An 18,812-nucleotide genomic window follows, 5' to 3' on the forward strand; every position below is an offset into this window, starting at 1 on the left:
ACGCCCTCCTATTTCATATTGATTTCATTAAATTTTATTTCATTTAAAAATCAAATTTTGTTGCATTTCAAGTGAAAGAAGTAGCTTTACTACACATCATAAGACCATTAATAAAACTTCTGTTCACCAGCAGGACGTGTCTTAAAACGTCGATGGAACCACATGTATTGTGTAGGAGCAATACGAATTTGTTTCTCAATAATTTTATTGACTCTTTCAGCATCACTCACTTCGCACCCACTCGGAAAATTCTCTAATTTAGGTTCTACGAGCACATGATATTGAGGATTTCTAATATCACCACTTCTGTAAAAGTACAGAGGTACTGCTGCTGCTTTTGAGATATCCATCAGTCTGCGGTGGGCTGTGACAGTAGCTGCCTGCACCCCAAAAAATGAGGCCATTACCCCTTGTTTTAAGCCAAAATCCTGATCTGGGCTATACCATATCGCATGACCATGTTTGAGATTTTGAATAAGCCCACGCATGTTGTCACGAGAAATCTGGTTTTTATAGACTCTTGCACGACTACGATGAATCAGAAAATCTAAAAAGGGATTGTTTTGAGGTCGGTACACCACGTCCATATTAAAAAATAAGGTACAAGCGGCTCCACCAGCATCTAAAAGCGTACTATGAGTACCTAATAGAAGTACGCCATTTTCTTGATTATTGGTTAAGTTCTCTAGTCCATCTATATGAACGCGGCTTTTAAACCAGTTTGGGCTGTACCAAGCATTTAAAGCTTCAAATACACCCGTTATTGTATCTACAAAAACCTGTTTGGCTTTATCTTCAATTTGCATAGATGTTTTTTCAGGAAAGCATGCCTCTAAATTACGTAGTGTTGTTTTTCTTCTTGAACCTAAAGATTTCCATGCTATTTTTGATAGAAGATCGGCGAGACGCCATTGAATAGCCCAAGGTAACATGGCAAATAACATCAAAATAAAAGCTAAAAACCATAAACCCCAATATTTAAACGATAAAAAGGAAAATCGAAATTCGCCAGATTTAAACTGCCGTTCTATTTTCGTCATATTGTATATTTCTTGAGGTGTAGACTTAGCATACTAACACGCCCAATCATTGGACTTGTATGTTTATGTTGCTCTCCCTTTTATATTTTTATATACCCTATCTATGTATATAAATGCATATTTTATTTCGAAACTTTCAAATTTTAATATTTAATCTATTTAATTCTTAAATATACATAACCTTCTGTATACATAAATTATTTTCTCATTTAAAGTAATCACACAATCTTGCCTCAATTGATAAATAGGATATATCAGCGTGAGCGGTCTTTTAGTTTTTATAACAATTGCATTTCTTACCCTATTAAGCCCCGGCCCGGGCGTTTTATTTACTGTCACAAATTCAATCAATTATGGTGTTAGAACCGCTTTATTCGGTATTAGCGGCTTAATTATTGGTATGTTTGTAATTGCTGTAATTTCCGCGAGCGGTGTAGGTCTTATTATTACGAGTAACCCTACTATTTTTACGGTTTTAAAATTTATTGGTGCATTTTATTTAATGTATCTGGGATATAAAAACTTCAGTAAAAAAACGCCATCGCAAGATTTAATCACTGATCAGCAAAGCGATAAGGATGTAAGTAAATCTAAACTCTTTTATCAAGGCCTCCTCGCATCATTGCTTAACCCAAAAACCATCGTGTTTTTTATTGCGTTATTCCCTCAATTTATTGATATAAAGAAAGAAATTTTAACTCAGTTTTTAGTTCTATCTTTAACCTTTTGTTTTATTGGTTTCTTAATTCATTTGGTCTATGCAAATTTCTCTTCAATTTTTAAAGAAAAGATGTTGGCTGGAAATAATTTTTCTATACTCAATAAAGTCAGTGGAGCTGTTTTCTTTTTACTTGCAATTTTACTCATCGCACAATAAATCATTATTTTTCAGAATTATGCTTTAAAAGCCTTAACTCATGTTTAGACTTTTAAAGCATTTTTATTATTCAGCATCTTTTCATCTAATTACAATTTTTACAACGACACCCTGTTTAAAACCCATCCATAAAAGAAGTCTTCATAGTTTGGGTTCTTCTCTGTAATTTCGATATAGTGCTGCCCTTGCATAATATTTAAAACGCGTAGTAATACCGTTTCTCCATCTTTATTACGCCTGTTCAAATAAGTACTCAGTGCTTGAAAAGTCAGAGGACCATATTGGCCATCTAAAGCAAGCTTGGGCCAGCCTTCCTTCCCCTGCTTATTTAGCAGATTTAAAGCACGTTGTAACAAGGGCTTTGCAAAGTTGACTCCGCAATTTATAGCTGTATCAAATAACTCTTCTGCAATAGCAGGGCTAATCTCATTGATCTGATCAAATTGAGGTTCAAACCAATATTGTTTTTTATAAATAGATTTGGCCACAGCTAAAGGTAAATCTTGCATATCACCTTGATAGCCGTTCGATCGAGCGACTGCCTCTGTAATGCCAAATTTGGTGGCATGCCCATGGTCTGATGGATGATTAACATATCCACCTTCTCTGTCTATGATTGCTTCTAAGTATTGGTCAATATTCATTTTATTTTACCTTTATGATTGAAACTGTTTTTAGCTATTTTGAAGATCATCTTTCGCTTTTTTTAAGTCTTTCATGACTTCCACAATCGTTTTACCTTCTTGTTTATTAATGAAGTTAAATATCCATCTCACAATCGCCCAGCCCGGCAAACCGCAAATAAAGAAGAATCCACATAGTGTGATCATTCCCCAAATGTCCGATACCCATTCATGTAAATTCCATTTCATGATAATAAATGAGCCACCAGTTAAGCTTGAAACCACTGTACATATCAGTCCAACAATCCATTCTTGTGGTGAACGAGGGAAACGCATCATCAACACGACTGCCACAACTAAGCTGACTGCTAAAGCCACCATAATTGCAATGCTATAAAAATTTAAAAAGGTGGTTAATCCACTCATTGGAACTGTTTTCATCATCTTGTCCTGCTTTAAAGGGTAAAACTTGAAAACTCGCCACTCTTACCAGCTTGTTGTTTTTCAGGTTTTATCAATACCCTTAGTTTTCTTTATTACAGTCAATAAAAAACACTAACGCTTTTTTAACCGCGCTAAATCGCAAGACGAACTTATCCTTGACCCCATATTTTCAGGGGTCCAAGAAAGAATGTTTGTATGCTAAAGCCTGTTAGTGTGCACTGTTTAAGGCTTGTTCAATCAACTCAATCACGGTGATTGCACCTATCGCTTTTTGCATAGAGACTTGATCATCGAATTCGAATGCATCATCTTCAAGCTCACTTGCAATTTGCCTTGCCTCTTCAAGTGCCCTTTTTATTTTTTGTACCTTGTATTTGTTTACGTCTTTTGCAATTGTTGGGGCATATCCTCCACGTTTTGCATTTTTAAGTTGTTTAGCTCTGTTCTGCATTGCTGTAGTCATTCACTATCTCCAACTCACACGTTTAGTAAGGTATCTTTATCGTTTGTTATTCTTGAAGTTTTGATCCATTCTTTGAGCAATATAGCTAAGCTATGACTACAAATGTGTGTTCAAAACGTTTCATCTGGTGCAACAAACATAAATAACTAAACGGTATGCATTTAAAGCATTAATTTAAAAATAGATATTTCCTTTTCTAAAATTGTAAAAAAGTATGAAAGTGCTTAAATTTAAGCTTTTTTCGCACTTTAATTTTTTGACCAAAAAGTTCAAATAAGGCTTTGCCGTATATCGGAAACTTTTGTTAGGACTCACAATCTTTGCTAAATTCTTCATGTTCTTGATACCCTTTATCGACGAACATTAAGCCTGATCCACGGAATCGGGCTTTTTTTATTCCAATTTTTGTTTTGATAGCCTACTTGTAAATAATAATTGAGCTATCTCCGTTTTATTTTGCCTCTTATAGAAACAAAATAAATTTAGCTTCCATCTCAATACGTTGATAAGCCTATAAATAGAGTCTCAAACTCTACTTAAACTTTATCTATTCATCTGAAGATATAACTGATATTATAACTATAGTTATTAATAGTCAATAACTATAGTTGTTTTACTAGATATAACTTTAGTTATATATTTGTTATAAGTTTGCTGGTGTAACCATTATGGCTCTTAAAGATCGTTTAAAAGATTCCAGAATTAAAGCGAAGAAAACTCAGGCTGAAGTCGCAGAGGCAGTAAAGATGTCTCAGCCTGCCTACCAAGCTTTAGAGTCTGGAAAAAATTTAAAATCTGCGTTTCTTCCACTTATTGCCCAATTTTTAGGTGTAGATGGTTATTGGTTAACGACTGGAAATACAGAAGACTCTTTTAAAGAAAGTGATGTATTTAGTCCTACTGTTGTGAGTGCTGAATCCTCCGATCAATATGCCTGGATTGAAGTAGTAGAAGCTAGTTTTTCTTGTGGTACAGGTGAGTCGATCGAGTTCCACTTCGATGCAATTAATGGGAAAATTCCTTTTCCTGCTTCATTCTTTAAAGAAAAAAGAGTTGCTCAAGAGTGCATGCGCATTATTAAAGCTAAAGGCGATAGCATGACAGACTACATTAAAGATGGAGATTTAGTCGGTATTGATATTTCTCAAACTGAAGTGATTGATGGCGAGATTTATGCGGTTTACTTTGCAGGCGAAGGGATGATTAAGCAAATTTTTAAAGAAGCAGATGGTTCTTTAATTTTGCATAGTTTAAATGAAAAATTTAGAGACCGACGTGTAACCGAAGAAAATGGAAAGAACTTTAAGGTCATGGGTCGTCAATTCTGGCGAGCGGGTTAAGGTCGTTATAAATATAATTAAAATAATAATTCTAGCAATTTAATATGTTTTTGCTTTTTATAACTTTAATTGTTTTTATCTATGTAGATATAAAAAAAACCTATCTCCTTTACAAGAGATAGGTTTTTAGCTTTAAGGCTAAACATTTTTATCAACAATACGCAGTTAAACGATAAAGCTGATTAAATCCAGCGTAGAAGCTTTTACCATCTTGGTTTAATTCGATTTCTTCACCAGATTGAAGTTGAATTTTCTTACCAACTTCGACCCAACGATAGCCATCTTGAGAGTTTTGCTTACGCACATGAGGAACGATCCTCACATTAATCTCATTACCATTTACGGATGTGGCAATTAGCCACTCATTTACTATATTCACAATCATTCACTCATCACTGAGCTCATGTGATTTGACGTTATTTAATTAGAACGCTAGATTTAAGGTATGGACAGTCAGTCTAGAATTTAATATTTAGCTTGATATAGGGTTATTTATAAGCTAATGCTTTTCATAATTTTCGCATCATGAAAAGTGGTACATCACAGAGCATAATATTTTGGTTGCGGGGGTTGGATTTGAACCAACGACCTTCGGGTTATGAGCCCGACGAGCTACCAGACTGCTCCACCCCGCAATAGGAAGTAAGCTTTATACGCCTATATATTTCATAAAGCAAACTCTATTTTTCAATCCCTTGTAATTCATCAGATTTATATTTTTTAATTAAGATTATCTTTTTAACTGGATAGTGATTAATAAGCTAAATTTAAAATTAAACTTTTGAATTGTTGTATTTATTTTAAACAGAACCCTAAATTCACAGACAACAATTGCCTTGGGTGGGCTGCTTTTTATACTATCTAGGTTAGTCTTTTAATGTTTAGTTCGTATGTCTGAACCTCAGTTTTCCCTTAGTGAATATCTCGGCACAGTTCAGGAAGTCATACGTTTGGCTTTTGATGAGCCAGTCTGGGTAAAAGCAGAGATTCGAAATTTAAATATTAAAGGTGGTCATTACTATTTAGAGCTTGCAGAAAAAGATACAGAGACTGATAAAGTCATTGCCAGTTGTAAGGCCACCATCTGGAAATTTTCGGCAAGTAAAATTGTTTTAAAGTTTGAACGCGAAACAGGTATTGAGATTTCAAGCGACCTCAATGTTCTCATTAAAATTAGAGCACGTTTTGATCCTCAATATGGTTTTTCAGTCAATATAGAAGAGATCGACTCAAGCTTTACCTTAGGTGAAATTGCTAAACGTTATCAGCAAATTATTGAACGACTTACACAAGAAGGTTTAATTCATAAAAATAAACTTCTCCCTACTCCTTTTGACATTCAAAATGTTTTAGTCATTGCTCCTCAAAATGCTGCGGGCTTAGGTGACTTTAAAAAAGATGCCGATGCGCTAGAAAAAAATGGTGTTTGCCATTTTGTGTATCACACCGCTACTTTTCAAGGGAACACCGCTGCAACTAGCTTGATTGAATCTTTAGGTTCGGGTTTAAGACAATGGGCCAGCACATTTAAATTTCCACCTGACCTTATTGTAATTATTCGCGGCGGTGGATCTGTAAATGATTTGGCTTATTTAAATGATTATGAACTTGCGGCCCTACTCTGCAAACGCACTGTACCGATTTGGGTCGGTATTGGTCATGAAAAAGACCGAACCATTCTTGATGAAATTGCCCATCGTTCATTCGACACACCAAGTAAAGTTATTGCGGGTATTCGCAACCATATTGTTGAACGCGTACAAGAAGCAGTCGATAGTCTGCAAACCATTAAGCTTCTTTCGCAGCATCAAATCACGACCTATCAAAGCAAGAATGATCAGCTACTTCATCAGATTAAATCTTCGGCCCAAGGTCAACTTAGCTCGGCACATCGCCTGCTTGACCAAATGAAAGAACGTATTCAGTTTAGTTCACAGCAACAAGTTAAATTTTCATTAGCTCAAATTGAATCTTTGATGAAAGAAGTCCTTTTACAAAATCCGAAACAAGTTCAAGCCAAAGGCTATGCAATTGTCAGATCCGAAGGAAAAGCGATTCGGTCTATACATCAAATTTCAAGCCCTGCCATTGCGATTGAAATGCAAGATGGTGTGATTGAAGCCAACATTACACAGGTAATTCCAAATGAAAAATGAAGAGTTAACGTTTAAGGACGGCCATGACATTTTGAAAAAAAATGCCGAATTACTTGAGTCTCAAGAAAGCCCCGATATTGATAATTTAATGAAGATTGTTGAAGAATCGATAACTGCTTATAAAGCGTGTAAATCACGTATTGAAGCCGTTCAGCAAGCTTTAGATGAAACATTTAAAGAATAAAATGCAAAGAAAAAGCCCATTCCTACTTCTCATTGAAGGAATGGGCTTAGTGAAAACCACTTAGTCCTGAAATGCAAAAATGTGGATTAGGTCACACTTTTGCAAAAAGTATAGTCCCACAAGAATTGGGCATCTTCAATATTTTAATTGTGTCTATTACGTAGTTTGGCTTTATTTTCAGCACTTCTTAGCTAAAAGCTATTCCTCGCTGAATGCTCCAATCAATTGATAAATCTTCCCGTCTTTAGGGTTTTCATAGAGCAAATCCATGTTCGGCAAAATAATATCATCATCAATTTCAATATGTTCAACACTTTTATGAAGTTCAAGGGCATGGTCATTCATAGGTCGAACTTTTGCCAAAGCAATCGTTTCTTGGTTAAACTGGTCCTTAATAATTACTTTTAATCTTTTCATAAAAATCTCCTGAAATTAAATTTTTTAATATAAATAACGAGTTAAGTTTAAAATAAGCTAATCGCTGAATAGCCGATTGGCATAGCAAAAAAAGTTAAAATAAATGCAGCCGTACGTTATAAATTACGCTGGTTTAACCAAGTTACTTTCTTTGAAATAAATACAGTTCCAAAAGCAATTTAATTGTGCTAGACGAAATATGTCAAAAAGGAGCATCTATTGTCGATAAAATGGTTGTAACAAGAAGTATTGAAATTAATTTTTTTATTTTTAAAACAAATAATTAACTTAAAATGACCATAAATTCACTTACGATTTCAATAATTTTAAATATGAGAAATTCATCACATAAATTCGGAATAGTGAGCTATTCTTTCTTGCCTCCAAGGAATTAACTTGAAAATTTATTACTCAAAAAATAAGCTTTATTTTTAATATTTTTGAGCTTATATAACTCAGTAAATGACAGTTTTCCCCTCACTTGAAATTTTAAAATTGAACAATATACAAACAAGTAGAAATCGTGATTTTACTGAATATGATGTCTCACTCCCCATCAATTCATTGATTGTCGCTTTCATCAAATAAATCAAATGATGGAGGATGCATGATGAATGCTTATGTTCGCCCTCACCCCGATGGTTTTAAATCTTATTTAGGTAAAAATCAGAAAACCGGACTCTATGCTGTGCGGCTTGGTTGGACGGTTTATGAAACGAATGGCAATGGCTCTGTTCTATACATTGTCAAAAATGAAAATAAGATTCCATTGGATGTAGATAAGTTTAAAACTGACCGACCAAAAATCTATGCTGCTCTTCTTAATGAAGTTCAGTTTCAACGCAAGAAACAACTGGCGATTGATCTCCAACAATCAAATATCCCTTCTTATGACCGTAAAGCCTACAAAAAACGTCGTGGTTTTATAGTCTCTTAAACATATCTATTTATAGTACACATATAGAAAAAGCACCCTCGGGTGCTTTTTCTTTTAACGACCAGTTGTAATTAATACGAACATACTCAGTATTAATGTGCTTAATGATCGTTTGCAATGGATGTGGACTTCATGCTCAGCTCCGTGAGCGTATTTATTAACGTTTTCCATTTCGTGTCCTTCAAAGTTCACATTGCTAATTTGCCTAATATTCACACAATAAGAAATTAGCCAAAAGTATTATATGCAATTAAATTTTACATAGTCCTTAAATTTTATTAAGAGCTCTAATCATCAAGAAATAAGTGCTTTTAAGCTAAAAACTGGATGTAACATTCTACTACGAGGTTAATTATGTATTGGGTATTTGTACCCCTTTCATCTCAAACACCCATTGTTTAAAAAATGATCTATAAAATGGAAAAACATAACAATATTCCATTTTTTAATAAAGACTTTTGGAATAGGAGAATTCATATGCAAACCAATCAAGAAGCAAATAATTCATTATTTTGCCAAGCCTCTAGCTCAATTCAAGCCTGTGTAGAATGTATGATTGCTTGTAAGACCTGTGCAGCCGCCTGTTTGCAAGAAGAACATATGATGCGTGAGTGCATTAAACACTGTCTGACTTGTGTAGAAATCTGTCAGTTATGTACTTCTTTAGAGTTAAGGCATTCTGAGTTAGCTGAACAAGCGATGCCATTATGTGCCCATGCATGTCAACTTTGTGCAGCAGAATGCGGCAAACACAAGCATGAACACTGCCAAGTTTGTGCTAAAGCATGCCTAGCTTGTGCTCAAGCGTGTCAAGCCTATCGTGCATAGTCGCGTAATGCATAAAGAAGTTTATATAGCTGATTTATAGTTAGGCGATATATGGTAAGAAAATTTCTAAAAAACTTAATAACTTAAAATATTAAAAACTAATAATTTATCTTTTTTATTTAAGAGAGGTTAATAATAACTTTTCTTTAGGCATAAAAAAAACCCGCATCTTGGGGAAGAATGCAGGCTCTTAGATCTCCCACAACGACCATGAGTTCATTATTAAACTTGAACTTTAAACCGTTAAGTAAATGTACCTATAAATAAATTAAATTGCAATACAGAAGAGTCTGTATATTTAAAATATTTTATTATTTCTACATCTTTTTATTTGCTTAAGACCATATGGTAAAAAATGGCGTCATAAAAAAACTTTATTTATGGCTTGGTCACCCAATAAATAGCTTTTTACAAGCATTAAAAAAGCCCGTTTCACGGGCTTTTCTGCAACGGTGAGCAATCTAAGATTTGTGTCTATCCATCTCTTACATGCTCTTTGCTAGCTATATGTAAGGTCTTATCGTATCTTTTGCCCTGTCCCAAGTTTCCCTGTGGATCGAGGAGATATTACGATTACCTTAAGTACAGTTATAGCACATTATTTATTCATGGCTAGTCTTGTTCACGTTTTTTTACAAATGAATAAAATACGTTCCAACCTTAATATTTAAGAGTTTTCTATCCCATTTTGGTATTGGCGAGCACTATCGCAAATTGGATACCACTTCACTTTTGAAGACACAAAAGCATGAGAAATTACAGATGTCGATATTTCTTCATTAATGAGCCCTACTCTTAAACGTACCACTGCTGGCTTATCTAAACGTTCACTCCAGATCGGTGAACCACAGGTTTTACAGAACACTCTCTTTTTATTAGGCGATGCAAAATAAGCCTGCAACAGGTTTTCACCCTGTAAAATGTTTAAATCATTTTTTTGTACTTGAGTAATGGCAGCGAAAGCAGCACCTTGGGCTTTTTGGCACTGCGTGCAATGACAAACCATAATGGGTTCTAATTCGGCATTAATGCGCAGTTGAATCCCATTACAAAGACAAGAAGCTGTATAAGCCATGATTTTTCCTTTTTTATTTTAATGAAACTTAGCTTACACCCACACCTTTTTCAATGTGATCTAAAATGGCACAAGAAGCCTGTTGGTTACCACAGCAATCATCGGCCGAAGCCTGCAAAATATTAACCATTTCTTGTAGATGGGCAATTTTTTGGTTAAGTTCGGCAATATGTTTTACCGTTAAGGCTTTCACCTCTGCACTCTGCCGGTCTGTATTTTTCCAAAGCGAAATAAGCTCTTTCATCTGTTCAGATGAAAAACCTAACTCCCGAGCATGCTTTAAGAAGTTTAAAGTTTTCAAGTCTGTTTCTGAATAAATGCGATAGCCAGAAGCAGAACGCTGAGCTGCTTCAAGTAAACCGATTTCTTCGTAGTAGCGAATCATTTTCGCCGAAATGCCCGAATGTTTGGATGCCTGACCGATATTCATCTCACACCTCAAATATTAAATTTGGTTTAAGACCTGCTGTCATGATCTTAAACCAAAAGTTGATTTTCAGCACCCTTACTGTACTGGCGCATGAAAGCGTTTTAAGCGTAATGCATTGCCTAAAACAAAAACCGAAGAAAGTGCCATGGCGCCTGCTGCAAACATAGGTGAAAGCAATACACCAAATGCTGGATATAACGCACCTGCTGCAATTGGAATAAGTGCAACGTTATACACAAATGCCCAGAACAGGTTTTGACGTATATTTCGCATGGTGGCTTTACTTAATGCAATTGCGTTCGGTACGCCTTTTAAGCTACCTGACATCAGCACCACATCGGCTGCTTCAATAGCAACATCTGTTCCTGTACCAATAGCTAAGCCGACATCTGCTTGCGCCAAGGCTGGTGCATCGTTAATGCCATCGCCTACAAAAGCCAAACGACCAAATTGTTTTTGCAGTTGGCGAACTGTCTCGACTTTACCTTCAGGTAAAACCTCAGCCACAACTTCATCAATGTTCAGCTTTTTGGCAATTGCTTGCGCCGTATGACGGTTGTCTCCTGTAATCATGGCAACCTTGAGACCTAATTGATGCAAGGCAGCAATCGCAGCATAGGTTGTTTCTTTAATAGGGTCTGCCACGGCAATAATTGCAGCAAGTTTCTGATCAATAGCGACATATAACGGTGTTTTACCCTCTTCGCCCAATTGAGCAGCAATCGCTTGGAATGAGTTAGTGTCTAAACCAAGTTGATGCATATAACGGTCTGCGCCAATTTGTACTTTTTGACCTGATACTTCAGCCTCAATACCTGAACCGGTAATCGAGTTAAAAGCGGTTACTGGTAATAAAGTTAGCCCCTCACTCTCTGCGGCTTGAACAATAGCCAGAGCAATTGGATGTTCAGATTTAGCTTCAACCGAAGCAACCAAAGTAAGGACTTGCTCACGTTCAAAACCTTGTTGCACATTAAAGTCAGTCAGTGTGGGTTTGCCTTCGGTAAGTGTGCCCGTTTTATCAACGGCAACCACTTGCGCTTCTTGTAAAAGCTGTAATGCTTCACCTTTGCGGAACAAGACACCTAACTCAGCACCACGTCCAGTACCGACCATAATAGAAGTTGGCGTTGCAAGCCCCATCGCACAAGGACAAGCAATAATCAGTACCGCAACAGCATTCACCAATCCAAAAGTTAGCGCCGGCTCTGGCCCAAAAATAAACCAGACCAAGAAAGTCACCGCAGCAATGAACATCACCGCTGGCACAAACCACATGGTGACTTTATCGACCAAACCCTGAATCGGTAGCTTAGAACCTTGGGCTTGTTCAACCATGCGAATAATTTGTGAAAGTACAGATGAGCTACCCACTGCGGTTGCCCGAATATTTAGAGTACCGTTCTGATTGACCGTACCACCAACCACCTGCTGTCCTACTATTTTTTCAACTGGGACAGGCTCACCCGTAATCATAGATTCATCAATGTAGCTATGTCCTTCGACTACTTCACCATCGACTGGTACACGTTCACCCGGACGAATTTCTACAATAGTTCCACTAATCACTTCAGCAACAGCAACTTCCACCACTTGACCGTCACGCTGAATACGAGCCGTTTTGGGCTGCATTCCCACTAAATGTTGAATGGCTTGCGAGGTTCGTCCTTTAGCTTTTGCTTCAAAATATCGCCCAAGCAAAATTAAACTGACAATAACGGCAGCCGCCTCAAAGTAAACATTGACTGTACCTTGTGGTAACACATGCGGCATAAAGGTTGCTACGACTGAAAAACTGTAGGCAGCCAAGGTTCCAACAGCAACCAGCGAGTTCATATCTGGTGCTAAACGCCATAAGGCTGGAATACCTTTTTGGTAAAAACGGCGACCAGGAAAAACGAGTACTAATGTGGTCAAAACAAACTGTAAAAGCCAGCTATTGTATTGACCAATGGTGTGCATGCCCCACATGTGAAAAGCTGGAATGAGATGTGAACCCATTTCCAAAATAAACACCGGTAAGGCCAATACAATCGAAATGATCAAATCTTTTTTAAGCTGATCTAACTCTGACGCTTTTTTGTCGAGCTGCTCATCTTGATTTTTTTCAGATGCTTTCGCGTCGTAACCTGCTTTTTTAACAGCGCGAATTAAGTCTTCGACATTGACTGAATTATCTGCCTGCACCCAAGCCTGCTCTGTTGCTAAGTTAACCGTAGCTTCTTGAACGCCGTCTACTTTTTTTAAGGCTTTTTCAACACGTGCAACACAAGATGCACAAGTCATCCCCTCAATGGATAACTCCACTGGCGCCGCTTTTGGAACATCATAACCTGCTCGTTCAACTGCTTTAACCAGTGCTTCACGCTGGATTGGTTGATTTGAATAAACAACGGCTTTTTCTGTTGCCAAATTAACATTGGCAATCTCTACATTTTCAACTTTCTTAAGTGCTTTTTCGACACGACCTACACACGAGGCACAGGTCATGCCTTCGATTGGAAGTGTTTCACTATATGCTGGCAATTTTGTGTTTTTTGAGTCCATCAAACACCTCTGCAAATTTGCAAAATTTAATATTCTGTATTGAGCATACAGATTCCCATCATGGGAAGGTCAAGCATATTTTTTTAAAAATTTGGTCTTGACCTTACAATCATGACAAGGTTTAGACTCAGTGTTATCCAAATAAACATCTCATTCTTGATGGAGTATGAACATGAAACTACTTATTGAAAATATGACTTGTGGTGGCTGCGCTCGTGGCGTGACTGCGACGATTCAAGATATCGACCCAAATGCAAAAGTAGATGTAGATTTAGCGACAAAAATCGTGACTGTTGAAAGCAGTGAAAGCGTCGATAAAATTACTGAAGCACTTGAAGAAGATGGTTTCCCAGCTCAAGTGCAATAAAATAAAATATTTTGCATAGCTTCAACCTTTGAGGCTATGCCCTTCCCTTATTTAAAAATCGATACCGATTGAATCATCTATTGGGTTCTGATCGAGTGTAAAAACAGTCCGTTGATAAGGTATCCCTTCTAAATCGTAAACCTGATAAATACAATCAAATAAAAGCTGTAAATCTTCACTTCGGTCCATTGCGCGTGCGGTAATAAAAATCGGACTGACGGCGCCGTTATCGAGAATTGGTATGTAATTTAAGTGCGGAAAACGAATGGTATCGGCACTGGCAGGAATAATACATAAACCTTCACCTGCTGCCACCAAGCCCAAAGCCAGCTGAATTTCCCGTATTTCATGCATATTTTTTGGAACCAAACTATGTTCGGCAAAAATGTTCAAAAGCTGGGTCGAAAAATTAGGTTTCGGCGAAGTGGGATACATAAACATTTTTTCATCAATTAGATCGGCCAGATATACCCCTTCTGAACGCTGAGCAATGGGATGGCTGGTATGCGCAGCAACCACCAATCGCTCTTTACGCAGCAGAATTCGTCTCACGGCAGGGTCACTAATTCTTAAACGTCCAAATCCGACATCAATACGGCCTTCTTTTAATGCCTGTAGTTGCTCAGTTGTACTTAACTCCATCAGTTGAATATTCAAATGAGGTTGTTGTTGCCGAAATAAATAGATGATTCGCGGCAGTAAACCATAGAGCAAAGACCCCACAAAACCAATCGTCACGCTTCTTTCGATCAGACCAATCCGCTTGGTCATACTTTTTATTTCTTCAGCATTCGACAAAAGTTTAAGAGCATGTTGATAAAAGAAATGTCCAGCTGGCGTTGTTTGTAAAGGACGGCTTCCACGCTCAAACAGTTGAATTCCAAGCTCACTTTCCAAATTTTGAATCTGTCGGCTCAAAGGTGGTTGAGCAATAAATAGTTTTTCCGCGGCTTTTGTAAAGCTCTGCTCTTCAACAACAGCCACAAAATACCGTAAATGTCTTAGTTCCATAAGGCTTCCATACCTTTAAGATATAAAAAAATGCAAATTCAGTCTTAGACACAGTTTAACCATTCTTTTAAGGTATATACAAGCAACAAACCGATGAAGTGATGAATTGCTTTGTGAAAAGCCTTCTTGCCAATCTTCCAGTGATTCATCTTCATCAATTCACGGTTAAACACCCCTCGCGCTCATGCGCTTCATTGACAATATTAGGATATCAAGACCTTTTAGACCCTAGCTAAGGCCTTGGTGACTTCCACACTTTTGGAAAGTCGGAGAACGGACATGCCACGTATTCCTGTAATCAATACTAGCCATCTTGACCGTATTGATGAATTACTTGTAGATAATATCGATACAGGTGAATTTAAACTTCATCGCTCAGTGTTTACTGACGAAGCCCTATTTGACCTTGAAATGAAATACATCTTCGAAGGTAATTGGGTTTACTTAGCACACGAAAGCCAAATTCCAAATAATAATGACTACTACACCACTCACATTGGTCGTCAGCCAGTCATTATTGCCCGCAACCGTAACGGCGAATTGAATGCCATGATCAATGCGTGTTCACACCGCGGAGCACAACTTTGCCGTCACAAGCGTGGTAACAAAGCAACATATACCTGCCCTTTCCATGGTTGGACTTTTAATAACTCTGGTAAATTACTCAAAGTTAAAGACCCAAGTGAAGCTGGTTACTCTGACTGTTTTAATCAAGACGGCTCACATGACCTTAAAAAAGTGGCTCGCTTCGAGAACTATAAAGGCTTTTTATTTGGTAGCTTAAATCCAGATGTACCTTCACTTGAAGAATTCTTGGGTGAAACCACCAAAATCATCGACATGATTGTTGACCAGTCTGAACATGGTTTAGAAGTTTTACGTGGTTCATCTACCTATACATACGAAGGCAACTGGAAACTCACTGCTGAAAATGGTGCCGATGGTTACCACGTTTCTGCTGTGCACTGGAACTATGCGGCAACAACTCAACACCGTAAAGAAACTCAAGCTGCCGATAACATTCGTGCCATGAGTGCAGGTTCTTGGGGTAAACAAGGCGGTGGTTCATATGGCTTTGAAAATGGCCACATGTTACTTTGGACACAATGGGCAAACCCGGAAGACCGTCCAAACTTCCCGAAAGCAGATGAATACACCGAAAAATACGGTGAAGCAATGTCGAAATGGATGATTGAGCGTTCACGTAACTTGTGTCTTTACCCAAACGTTTATTTGATGGATCAGTTTGGTTCGCAAATTCGTGTACTTCGCCCACTTTCGGTTAATAGAACCGAAGTCACCATTTACTGTATCGCACCTAAAGGCGAAGCACCTGAAGCTCGTGCACGTCGTATCCGTCAATATGAAGATTTCTTTAATGCCTCAGGTATGGCAACACCAGACGATTTAGAAGAATTCCGTGCTTGTCAGGCAGGCTACGCAGGTATTGCACTTGAGTGGAATGATATGTGCCGTGGTTCAAAACACTGGATTTATGGACCAGACGATGCAGCAAACGAAATCGGTTTAAAACCAATGTTAAGTGGTATCAAAACTGAAGATGAAGGCCTTTATCTTGCCCAACATCAATATTGGTTACACACCATGAAACACGCGATTGCATCAGAGAAAGAAATTGCTGATCAGGGAGAAACAGCATGAGTGCTCAAGACAAAGCAACTTTAGAAAATATTGCTCAGTTTCTCTATCGTGAAGCTCGTTTTTTAGATGATGAACAATGGGATGACTGGCTTGCATGCTATGCACCCGAAGCTTCTTTCTGGATGCCAGCTTGGGACGACGACGATAGATTAACTGAAGATCCGCAATCTGAAATTTCACTTATTTATTATCCAGACCGTCAAGGTTTAGAAGATCGTGTGTTCCGTATTAAAACCGAGCGCTCATCTGCAACCATGCCGGACACACGCACAAGCCACAATATTTCCAACGTTGAAGTCGTAGAACGCGACGGCGACAAAGTCACGGTCCGCTTTAACTGGAATACCTTGAGTTTCCGTTACAAGACAAATTACAGCTATTTCGGTATGTCACGTTATGTGATCGATTTTTCAGGTGAACAACCAAAAATCTTGAGCAAGTATGTCGTTTTAAAAAATGACTACATCAATCAAGTGATTGATATCTACCACCTTTAAGACATACCCCCTCAGCTAAACGGACTGTTGGCTGAGGGTCAAAGTTTCAAATATTTTGTAGGATACATGCCATGTCAAACCACAATGTTGCACTTCAATTTGAAGATGGTGTTACACGTTTCATTAACGTAGCTCAGGGCGAAACCCTATCTGACGCAGCCTATCGCCAAAAAATTAATATTCCTTTGGATTGCCGTGATGGTGCATGTGGAACTTGCCGCGCATTTTGCGAGTCTGGCAGTTATGACATGCCAGAAGAAACCTATATTGAAGATGCATTAACTCCAGAAGAAGCTGAGCAAGGCTATATTCTTGCTTGCCAATGTCGTCCAACTTCAGACGCCATATTTCAAATTCAAGCCTCGTCAGATGTTTGCAAAACTGCAATTCATAGCTTCCAAGGTACATTAGCCCGCGTTGAAAACTTATCAGACTCAACCATCACATTTGATATTCAACTTGATGAAGGTCAACCAGATATTCATTTCCTTGCAGGCCAGTACGTCAATGTTGCAATTCCTGAAACTGGCGAAACCCGTTCATATTCATTTAGTTCAAAACCAGGCAACCGCTTAACCGGCTTTGTGGTCCGTAACGTACCGAACGGCAAAATGAGTGAATTCTTGAGCAAAAATGCCCAAGCTGGCGACAAAATGACATTTACGGGTCCATTCGGTAGCTTCTATTTACGTAATGTAGCGCGTCCAGTGCTGATGCTGGCAGGCGGTACTGGTATTGCCCCATTTATGTCGATGTTACAAGTGCTTGAAGAAAAAGGTTCAGAACAGCCTGTTCGTTTAGTCTTTGGCGTAACCAATGACTTTGATTTGGTTGCTTTAGAAAAACTCAATGAATTGCAGGCGAAATTCCCATGGTTTGAATATCGAACTGTAGTTGCAAGCCCTGAGAGCAATCATGAACGCAAAGGCTATGTCACGGGTCATATTGAAAGTGAATGGCTAAACGGTGGCGATGTCGATGTTTATCTATGTGGGCCTGTTCCAATGGTAGAAGCTGTACGCGGCTGGTTAGAAACTGAAAATATCAAACCTGCTAATTTCTTGTTTGAAAAATTCTCTGCGAATTAACAGGTGGAGAAGTTATCTATGTCAAACCGTCAAAGATTTACCGATAAGGTCGTGATTGTTACGGGTAGTGCTCAAGGCATTGGTCGTGGTGTGGCACTACAAGTTGCAGCTGAAGGCGGCCAAGTCGTCATGGCTGACCGCTCTGAATATGTTGAAGAAGTTCTCAAAGAAATTAAGAGTGCTGGTAGTGATGCTGTCACGATTAATGCTGACCTTGAAACCTATGCAGGCGCGCAAGCGGTTGTTGCAAAAGCCATTGAACATTATGGTCGGGTAGATATCCTGATTAATAATGTGGGTGGCGCGATCTGGATGAAACCTTTTGAAGAGTTTTCCGAAGAAGAGATCATTAAGGAAGTAAATCGCTCATTATTTCCAACTCTATGGTGTTGCCGCGCTGTGCTACCCGCCATGATTAAGCAACAAGCGGGTGTTATTGTAAACGTATCTTCAATTGCAACACGTGGTATTAATCGCATTCCCTACTCTGCATCTAAAGGTGGTGTAAATGCTTTAACGGCATCGCTTGCTTTTGAACATGCCAAAGATGGAATTCGAGTCAATGCCGTTGCAACTGGTGGAACCGAAGCACCGCCTCGCAAAGTACCACGTAACGCCAATCCGTTAAGTCAAAATGAAAAAGACTGGATGCAGCAAGTGGTTGATCAAACCATAGATCGAACATTTATGGGCCGTTATGGCACAATTCAAGAACAAGTGAATGCAATTTTATTTCTCGCATCAGACGATGCATCGTATATGACCGGATCGGTTATTTCGGTCGGAGGTGGAGATCAGGGTTAACCCTGATCTTTTTGCATGATTG

21 protein-coding genes, 1 tRNA gene and 2 pseudogenes are annotated in these 18,812 nt (G+C 38.2%); 11 read left to right on the forward strand and 13 right to left on the reverse strand.

The window, feature by feature from the left end; all coding sequences use genetic code 11:
• Nucleotides 1–107: 107 nt before the first annotated feature.
• Entirely contained in the window at nucleotides 108–1,040 is a 933-nt protein-coding gene (locus tag WA249_RS08310) for an LpxL/LpxP family acyltransferase (RefSeq protein ID WP_336167795.1), read from the reverse strand.
• A 259-nt stretch (nucleotides 1,041–1,299) separates the two neighbouring features.
• Here WA249_RS08310 and WA249_RS08315 point away from each other — a divergent pair, with 259 nt between their 5' ends.
• The gene (locus WA249_RS08315) at nucleotides 1,300–1,917 is read left to right on the forward strand and encodes a LysE family translocator (RefSeq protein ID WP_336167797.1); all 618 of its coding nucleotides are present in this window, start codon (nucleotides 1,300–1,302) and stop codon (nucleotides 1,915–1,917) included.
• A gap of 98 nt (nucleotides 1,918–2,015) precedes the next feature.
• Here the strand turns inward: WA249_RS08315 and WA249_RS08320 are convergent, their stop codons facing one another.
• From WA249_RS08320 to WA249_RS08330, 3 genes are all read right to left on the reverse strand, one after another.
• A complete protein-coding gene (locus WA249_RS08320) occupies nucleotides 2,016–2,561 on the reverse strand; it encodes a glycoside hydrolase family 108 protein (RefSeq protein ID WP_336167799.1) in 546 nt (181 codons plus the stop codon).
• Between the two features lie 30 nt (nucleotides 2,562–2,591).
• Nucleotides 2,592–2,981, reverse strand: a complete 390-nt coding sequence (locus tag WA249_RS08325) for a hypothetical protein (protein ID WP_336168056.1) — start codon at nucleotides 2,979–2,981, stop codon at nucleotides 2,592–2,594.
• A 211-nt stretch (nucleotides 2,982–3,192) separates the two neighbouring features.
• The gene (locus tag WA249_RS08330) at nucleotides 3,193–3,447 is read right to left on the reverse strand and encodes a hypothetical protein (RefSeq protein ID WP_016138729.1); all 255 of its coding nucleotides are present in this window, start codon (nucleotides 3,445–3,447) and stop codon (nucleotides 3,193–3,195) included.
• 668 nt (nucleotides 3,448–4,115) lie between these two features.
• On the opposite strand from WA249_RS08330, the gene WA249_RS08335 reads away from it, so the two are divergent.
• A complete protein-coding gene (locus WA249_RS08335) occupies nucleotides 4,116–4,787 on the forward strand; it encodes an XRE family transcriptional regulator (protein ID WP_016138730.1) in 672 nt (223 codons plus the stop codon).
• Nucleotides 4,788–4,938: 151 nt separating this feature from the next.
• Here WA249_RS08335 and WA249_RS08340 read toward each other — a convergent pair whose 3' ends face one another.
• Both WA249_RS08340 and WA249_RS08345 read right to left on the reverse strand, forming a co-directional pair.
• Nucleotides 4,939–5,172 carry a hypothetical protein gene (locus WA249_RS08340; protein WP_016138731.1) on the reverse strand — a complete coding sequence of 78 codons (234 nt, stop codon included), beginning with the start codon at nucleotides 5,170–5,172 and terminating at the stop codon, nucleotides 4,939–4,941.
• Between the two features lie 173 nt (nucleotides 5,173–5,345).
• Nucleotides 5,346–5,422 (reverse strand) — tRNA-Met (locus WA249_RS08345).
• A 255-nt stretch (nucleotides 5,423–5,677) separates the two neighbouring features.
• Between WA249_RS08345 and xseA the strand changes: the two genes are divergently transcribed.
• Together xseA and xseB are read left to right on the forward strand one after the other, a co-directional pair.
• Entirely contained in the window at nucleotides 5,678–6,943 is a 1,266-nt protein-coding gene (xseA, locus tag WA249_RS08350) for an exodeoxyribonuclease VII large subunit (RefSeq protein WP_336167803.1), read from the forward strand.
• Entirely contained in the window at nucleotides 6,933–7,127 is a 195-nt protein-coding gene (xseB, locus tag WA249_RS08355) for an exodeoxyribonuclease VII small subunit (protein WP_002119890.1), read from the forward strand. The genes xseA and xseB overlap by 11 nt, the downstream gene beginning before the upstream one ends.
• A 198-nt stretch (nucleotides 7,128–7,325) precedes the next feature.
• On the opposite strand, the gene WA249_RS08360 is transcribed toward xseB, so the two are convergent.
• Nucleotides 7,326–7,544, reverse strand: coding sequence for a hypothetical protein (locus WA249_RS08360; RefSeq protein ID WP_004793583.1), 219 nt, complete (start codon nucleotides 7,542–7,544; stop codon nucleotides 7,326–7,328).
• 47 nt (nucleotides 7,545–7,591) lie between these two features.
• Nucleotides 7,592–7,723 (reverse strand): annotated as a pseudogene (locus tag WA249_RS08365) (LysE family translocator); the annotation flags it as partial.
• 428 nt (nucleotides 7,724–8,151) lie between these two features.
• Between WA249_RS08365 and WA249_RS08370 the strand changes: the two are divergent.
• Nucleotides 8,152–8,481: a hypothetical protein gene (locus tag WA249_RS08370; RefSeq protein ID WP_336167805.1), complete on the forward strand. Its 330-nt coding sequence runs from the start codon at nucleotides 8,152–8,154 to the stop codon at nucleotides 8,479–8,481.
• A 477-nt stretch (nucleotides 8,482–8,958) separates the two neighbouring features.
• The gene (locus WA249_RS08375; RefSeq protein WP_336167806.1) at nucleotides 8,959–9,309 is read left to right on the forward strand and encodes a four-helix bundle copper-binding protein; all 351 of its coding nucleotides are present in this window, start codon (nucleotides 8,959–8,961) and stop codon (nucleotides 9,307–9,309) included.
• 667 nt (nucleotides 9,310–9,976) lie between these two features.
• On the opposite strand, the gene WA249_RS08380 is transcribed toward WA249_RS08375, so the two are convergent.
• From WA249_RS08380 to WA249_RS08390, 3 genes are all read right to left on the reverse strand, one after another.
• Nucleotides 9,977–10,384 carry a GFA family protein gene (locus WA249_RS08380; RefSeq protein WP_336167808.1) on the reverse strand — a complete coding sequence of 136 codons (408 nt, stop codon included), beginning with the start codon at nucleotides 10,382–10,384 and terminating at the stop codon, nucleotides 9,977–9,979.
• Nucleotides 10,385–10,412: 28 nt separating this feature from the next.
• Complete coding sequence (gene cueR, locus WA249_RS08385; RefSeq protein ID WP_336167810.1) at nucleotides 10,413–10,814, reverse strand: Cu(I)-responsive transcriptional regulator; 402 nt, start codon at nucleotides 10,812–10,814, stop codon at nucleotides 10,413–10,415.
• Nucleotides 10,815–10,889: 75 nt separating this feature from the next.
• Nucleotides 10,890–13,361, reverse strand: coding sequence for a heavy metal translocating P-type ATPase (locus WA249_RS08390; RefSeq protein WP_336167812.1), 2,472 nt, complete (start codon nucleotides 13,359–13,361; stop codon nucleotides 10,890–10,892).
• Between the two features lie 166 nt (nucleotides 13,362–13,527).
• On the opposite strand from WA249_RS08390, the gene WA249_RS08395 reads away from it, so the two are divergent.
• A complete protein-coding gene (locus WA249_RS08395; RefSeq protein WP_077162564.1) occupies nucleotides 13,528–13,728 on the forward strand; it encodes a heavy-metal-associated domain-containing protein in 201 nt (66 codons plus the stop codon).
• 51 nt (nucleotides 13,729–13,779) lie between these two features.
• On the opposite strand, the gene WA249_RS08400 is transcribed toward WA249_RS08395, so the two are convergent.
• Nucleotides 13,780–14,739: a LysR substrate-binding domain-containing protein gene (locus tag WA249_RS08400; protein ID WP_336167814.1), complete on the reverse strand. Its 960-nt coding sequence runs from the start codon at nucleotides 14,737–14,739 to the stop codon at nucleotides 13,780–13,782.
• Nucleotides 14,740–14,783: 44 nt separating this feature from the next.
• Nucleotides 14,784–14,912: a hypothetical protein gene (locus WA249_RS08405; protein WP_080758582.1), complete on the reverse strand. Its 129-nt coding sequence runs from the start codon at nucleotides 14,910–14,912 to the stop codon at nucleotides 14,784–14,786.
• A gap of 106 nt (nucleotides 14,913–15,018) precedes the next feature.
• On the opposite strand from WA249_RS08405, the gene benA reads away from it, so the two are divergent.
• The 4 genes and pseudogenes from benA (at nucleotide 15,019) to WA249_RS08425 (ending at nucleotide 18,790) form a co-directional block, all read left to right on the forward strand.
• Entirely contained in the window at nucleotides 15,019–16,401 is a 1,383-nt protein-coding gene (benA, locus tag WA249_RS08410; RefSeq protein ID WP_080026602.1) for a benzoate 1,2-dioxygenase large subunit, read from the forward strand.
• A pseudogene (gene benB / locus WA249_RS08415) lies at nucleotides 16,398–16,917 on the forward strand (benzoate 1,2-dioxygenase small subunit). Before benA ends, benB begins: the two are co-directional and overlap by 4 nt.
• Nucleotides 16,918–16,969: 52 nt before the next feature.
• Nucleotides 16,970–17,986, forward strand: coding sequence for a benzoate 1,2-dioxygenase electron transfer component BenC (gene benC, locus WA249_RS08420; RefSeq protein ID WP_336167817.1), 1,017 nt, complete (start codon nucleotides 16,970–16,972; stop codon nucleotides 17,984–17,986).
• Between the two features lie 18 nt (nucleotides 17,987–18,004).
• Complete coding sequence (locus WA249_RS08425; protein ID WP_336167819.1) at nucleotides 18,005–18,790, forward strand: 1,6-dihydroxycyclohexa-2,4-diene-1-carboxylate dehydrogenase; 786 nt, start codon at nucleotides 18,005–18,007, stop codon at nucleotides 18,788–18,790.
• The last annotated feature ends 22 nt before the right edge of the window (nucleotides 18,791–18,812 follow it).

Source organism: Acinetobacter sp. 161(2023), from assembly GCF_037027805.1.
GTDB lineage: Bacteria > Pseudomonadota > Gammaproteobacteria > Pseudomonadales > Moraxellaceae > Acinetobacter.

Bases quoted from the DNA above. Each gene is read 5' to 3' on its own strand.
- WA249_RS08370 (WP_336167805.1), top strand. From the start codon at position 8,152: ATGATGAATGCTTATGTTCGCCCTCACCCCGATGGTTTTAAATCTTAT.
- WA249_RS08320 (WP_336167799.1), bottom strand. From the start codon at position 2,561: ATGAATATTGACCAATACTTAGAAGCAATCATAGACAGAGAAGGTGGA.
- WA249_RS08395 (WP_077162564.1), top strand. From the start codon at position 13,528: ATGAACATGAAACTACTTATTGAAAATATGACTTGTGGTGGCTGCGCT.
- WA249_RS08375 (WP_336167806.1), top strand. From the start codon at position 8,959: ATGCAAACCAATCAAGAAGCAAATAATTCATTATTTTGCCAAGCCTCT.
- WA249_RS08425 (WP_336167819.1), top strand. From the start codon at position 18,005: ATGTCAAACCGTCAAAGATTTACCGATAAGGTCGTGATTGTTACGGGT.
- WA249_RS08335 (WP_016138730.1), top strand. From the start codon at position 4,116: ATGGCTCTTAAAGATCGTTTAAAAGATTCCAGAATTAAAGCGAAGAAA.
- WA249_RS08390 (WP_336167812.1), bottom strand. From the start codon at position 13,361: ATGGACTCAAAAAACACAAAATTGCCAGCATATAGTGAAACACTTCCA.
- WA249_RS08310 (WP_336167795.1), bottom strand. From the start codon at position 1,040: ATGACGAAAATAGAACGGCAGTTTAAATCTGGCGAATTTCGATTTTCC.
- WA249_RS08360 (WP_004793583.1), bottom strand. From the start codon at position 7,544: ATGAAAAGATTAAAAGTAATTATTAAGGACCAGTTTAACCAAGAAACG.
- benA (WP_080026602.1), top strand. From the start codon at position 15,019: ATGCCACGTATTCCTGTAATCAATACTAGCCATCTTGACCGTATTGAT.
- WA249_RS08330 (WP_016138729.1), bottom strand. From the start codon at position 3,447: ATGACTACAGCAATGCAGAACAGAGCTAAACAACTTAAAAATGCAAAA.
- xseA (WP_336167803.1), top strand. From the start codon at position 5,678: ATGTCTGAACCTCAGTTTTCCCTTAGTGAATATCTCGGCACAGTTCAG.
- WA249_RS08400 (WP_336167814.1), bottom strand. From the start codon at position 14,739: ATGGAACTAAGACATTTACGGTATTTTGTGGCTGTTGTTGAAGAGCAG.
- benC (WP_336167817.1), top strand. From the start codon at position 16,970: ATGTCAAACCACAATGTTGCACTTCAATTTGAAGATGGTGTTACACGT.
- cueR (WP_336167810.1), bottom strand. From the start codon at position 10,814: ATGAATATCGGTCAGGCATCCAAACATTCGGGCATTTCGGCGAAAATG.
- WA249_RS08325 (WP_336168056.1), bottom strand. From the start codon at position 2,981: ATGAAAACAGTTCCAATGAGTGGATTAACCACCTTTTTAAATTTTTAT.
- xseB (WP_002119890.1), top strand. From the start codon at position 6,933: ATGAAAAATGAAGAGTTAACGTTTAAGGACGGCCATGACATTTTGAAA.
- WA249_RS08340 (WP_016138731.1), bottom strand. From the start codon at position 5,172: ATGATTGTGAATATAGTAAATGAGTGGCTAATTGCCACATCCGTAAAT.
- WA249_RS08380 (WP_336167808.1), bottom strand. From the start codon at position 10,384: ATGGCTTATACAGCTTCTTGTCTTTGTAATGGGATTCAACTGCGCATT.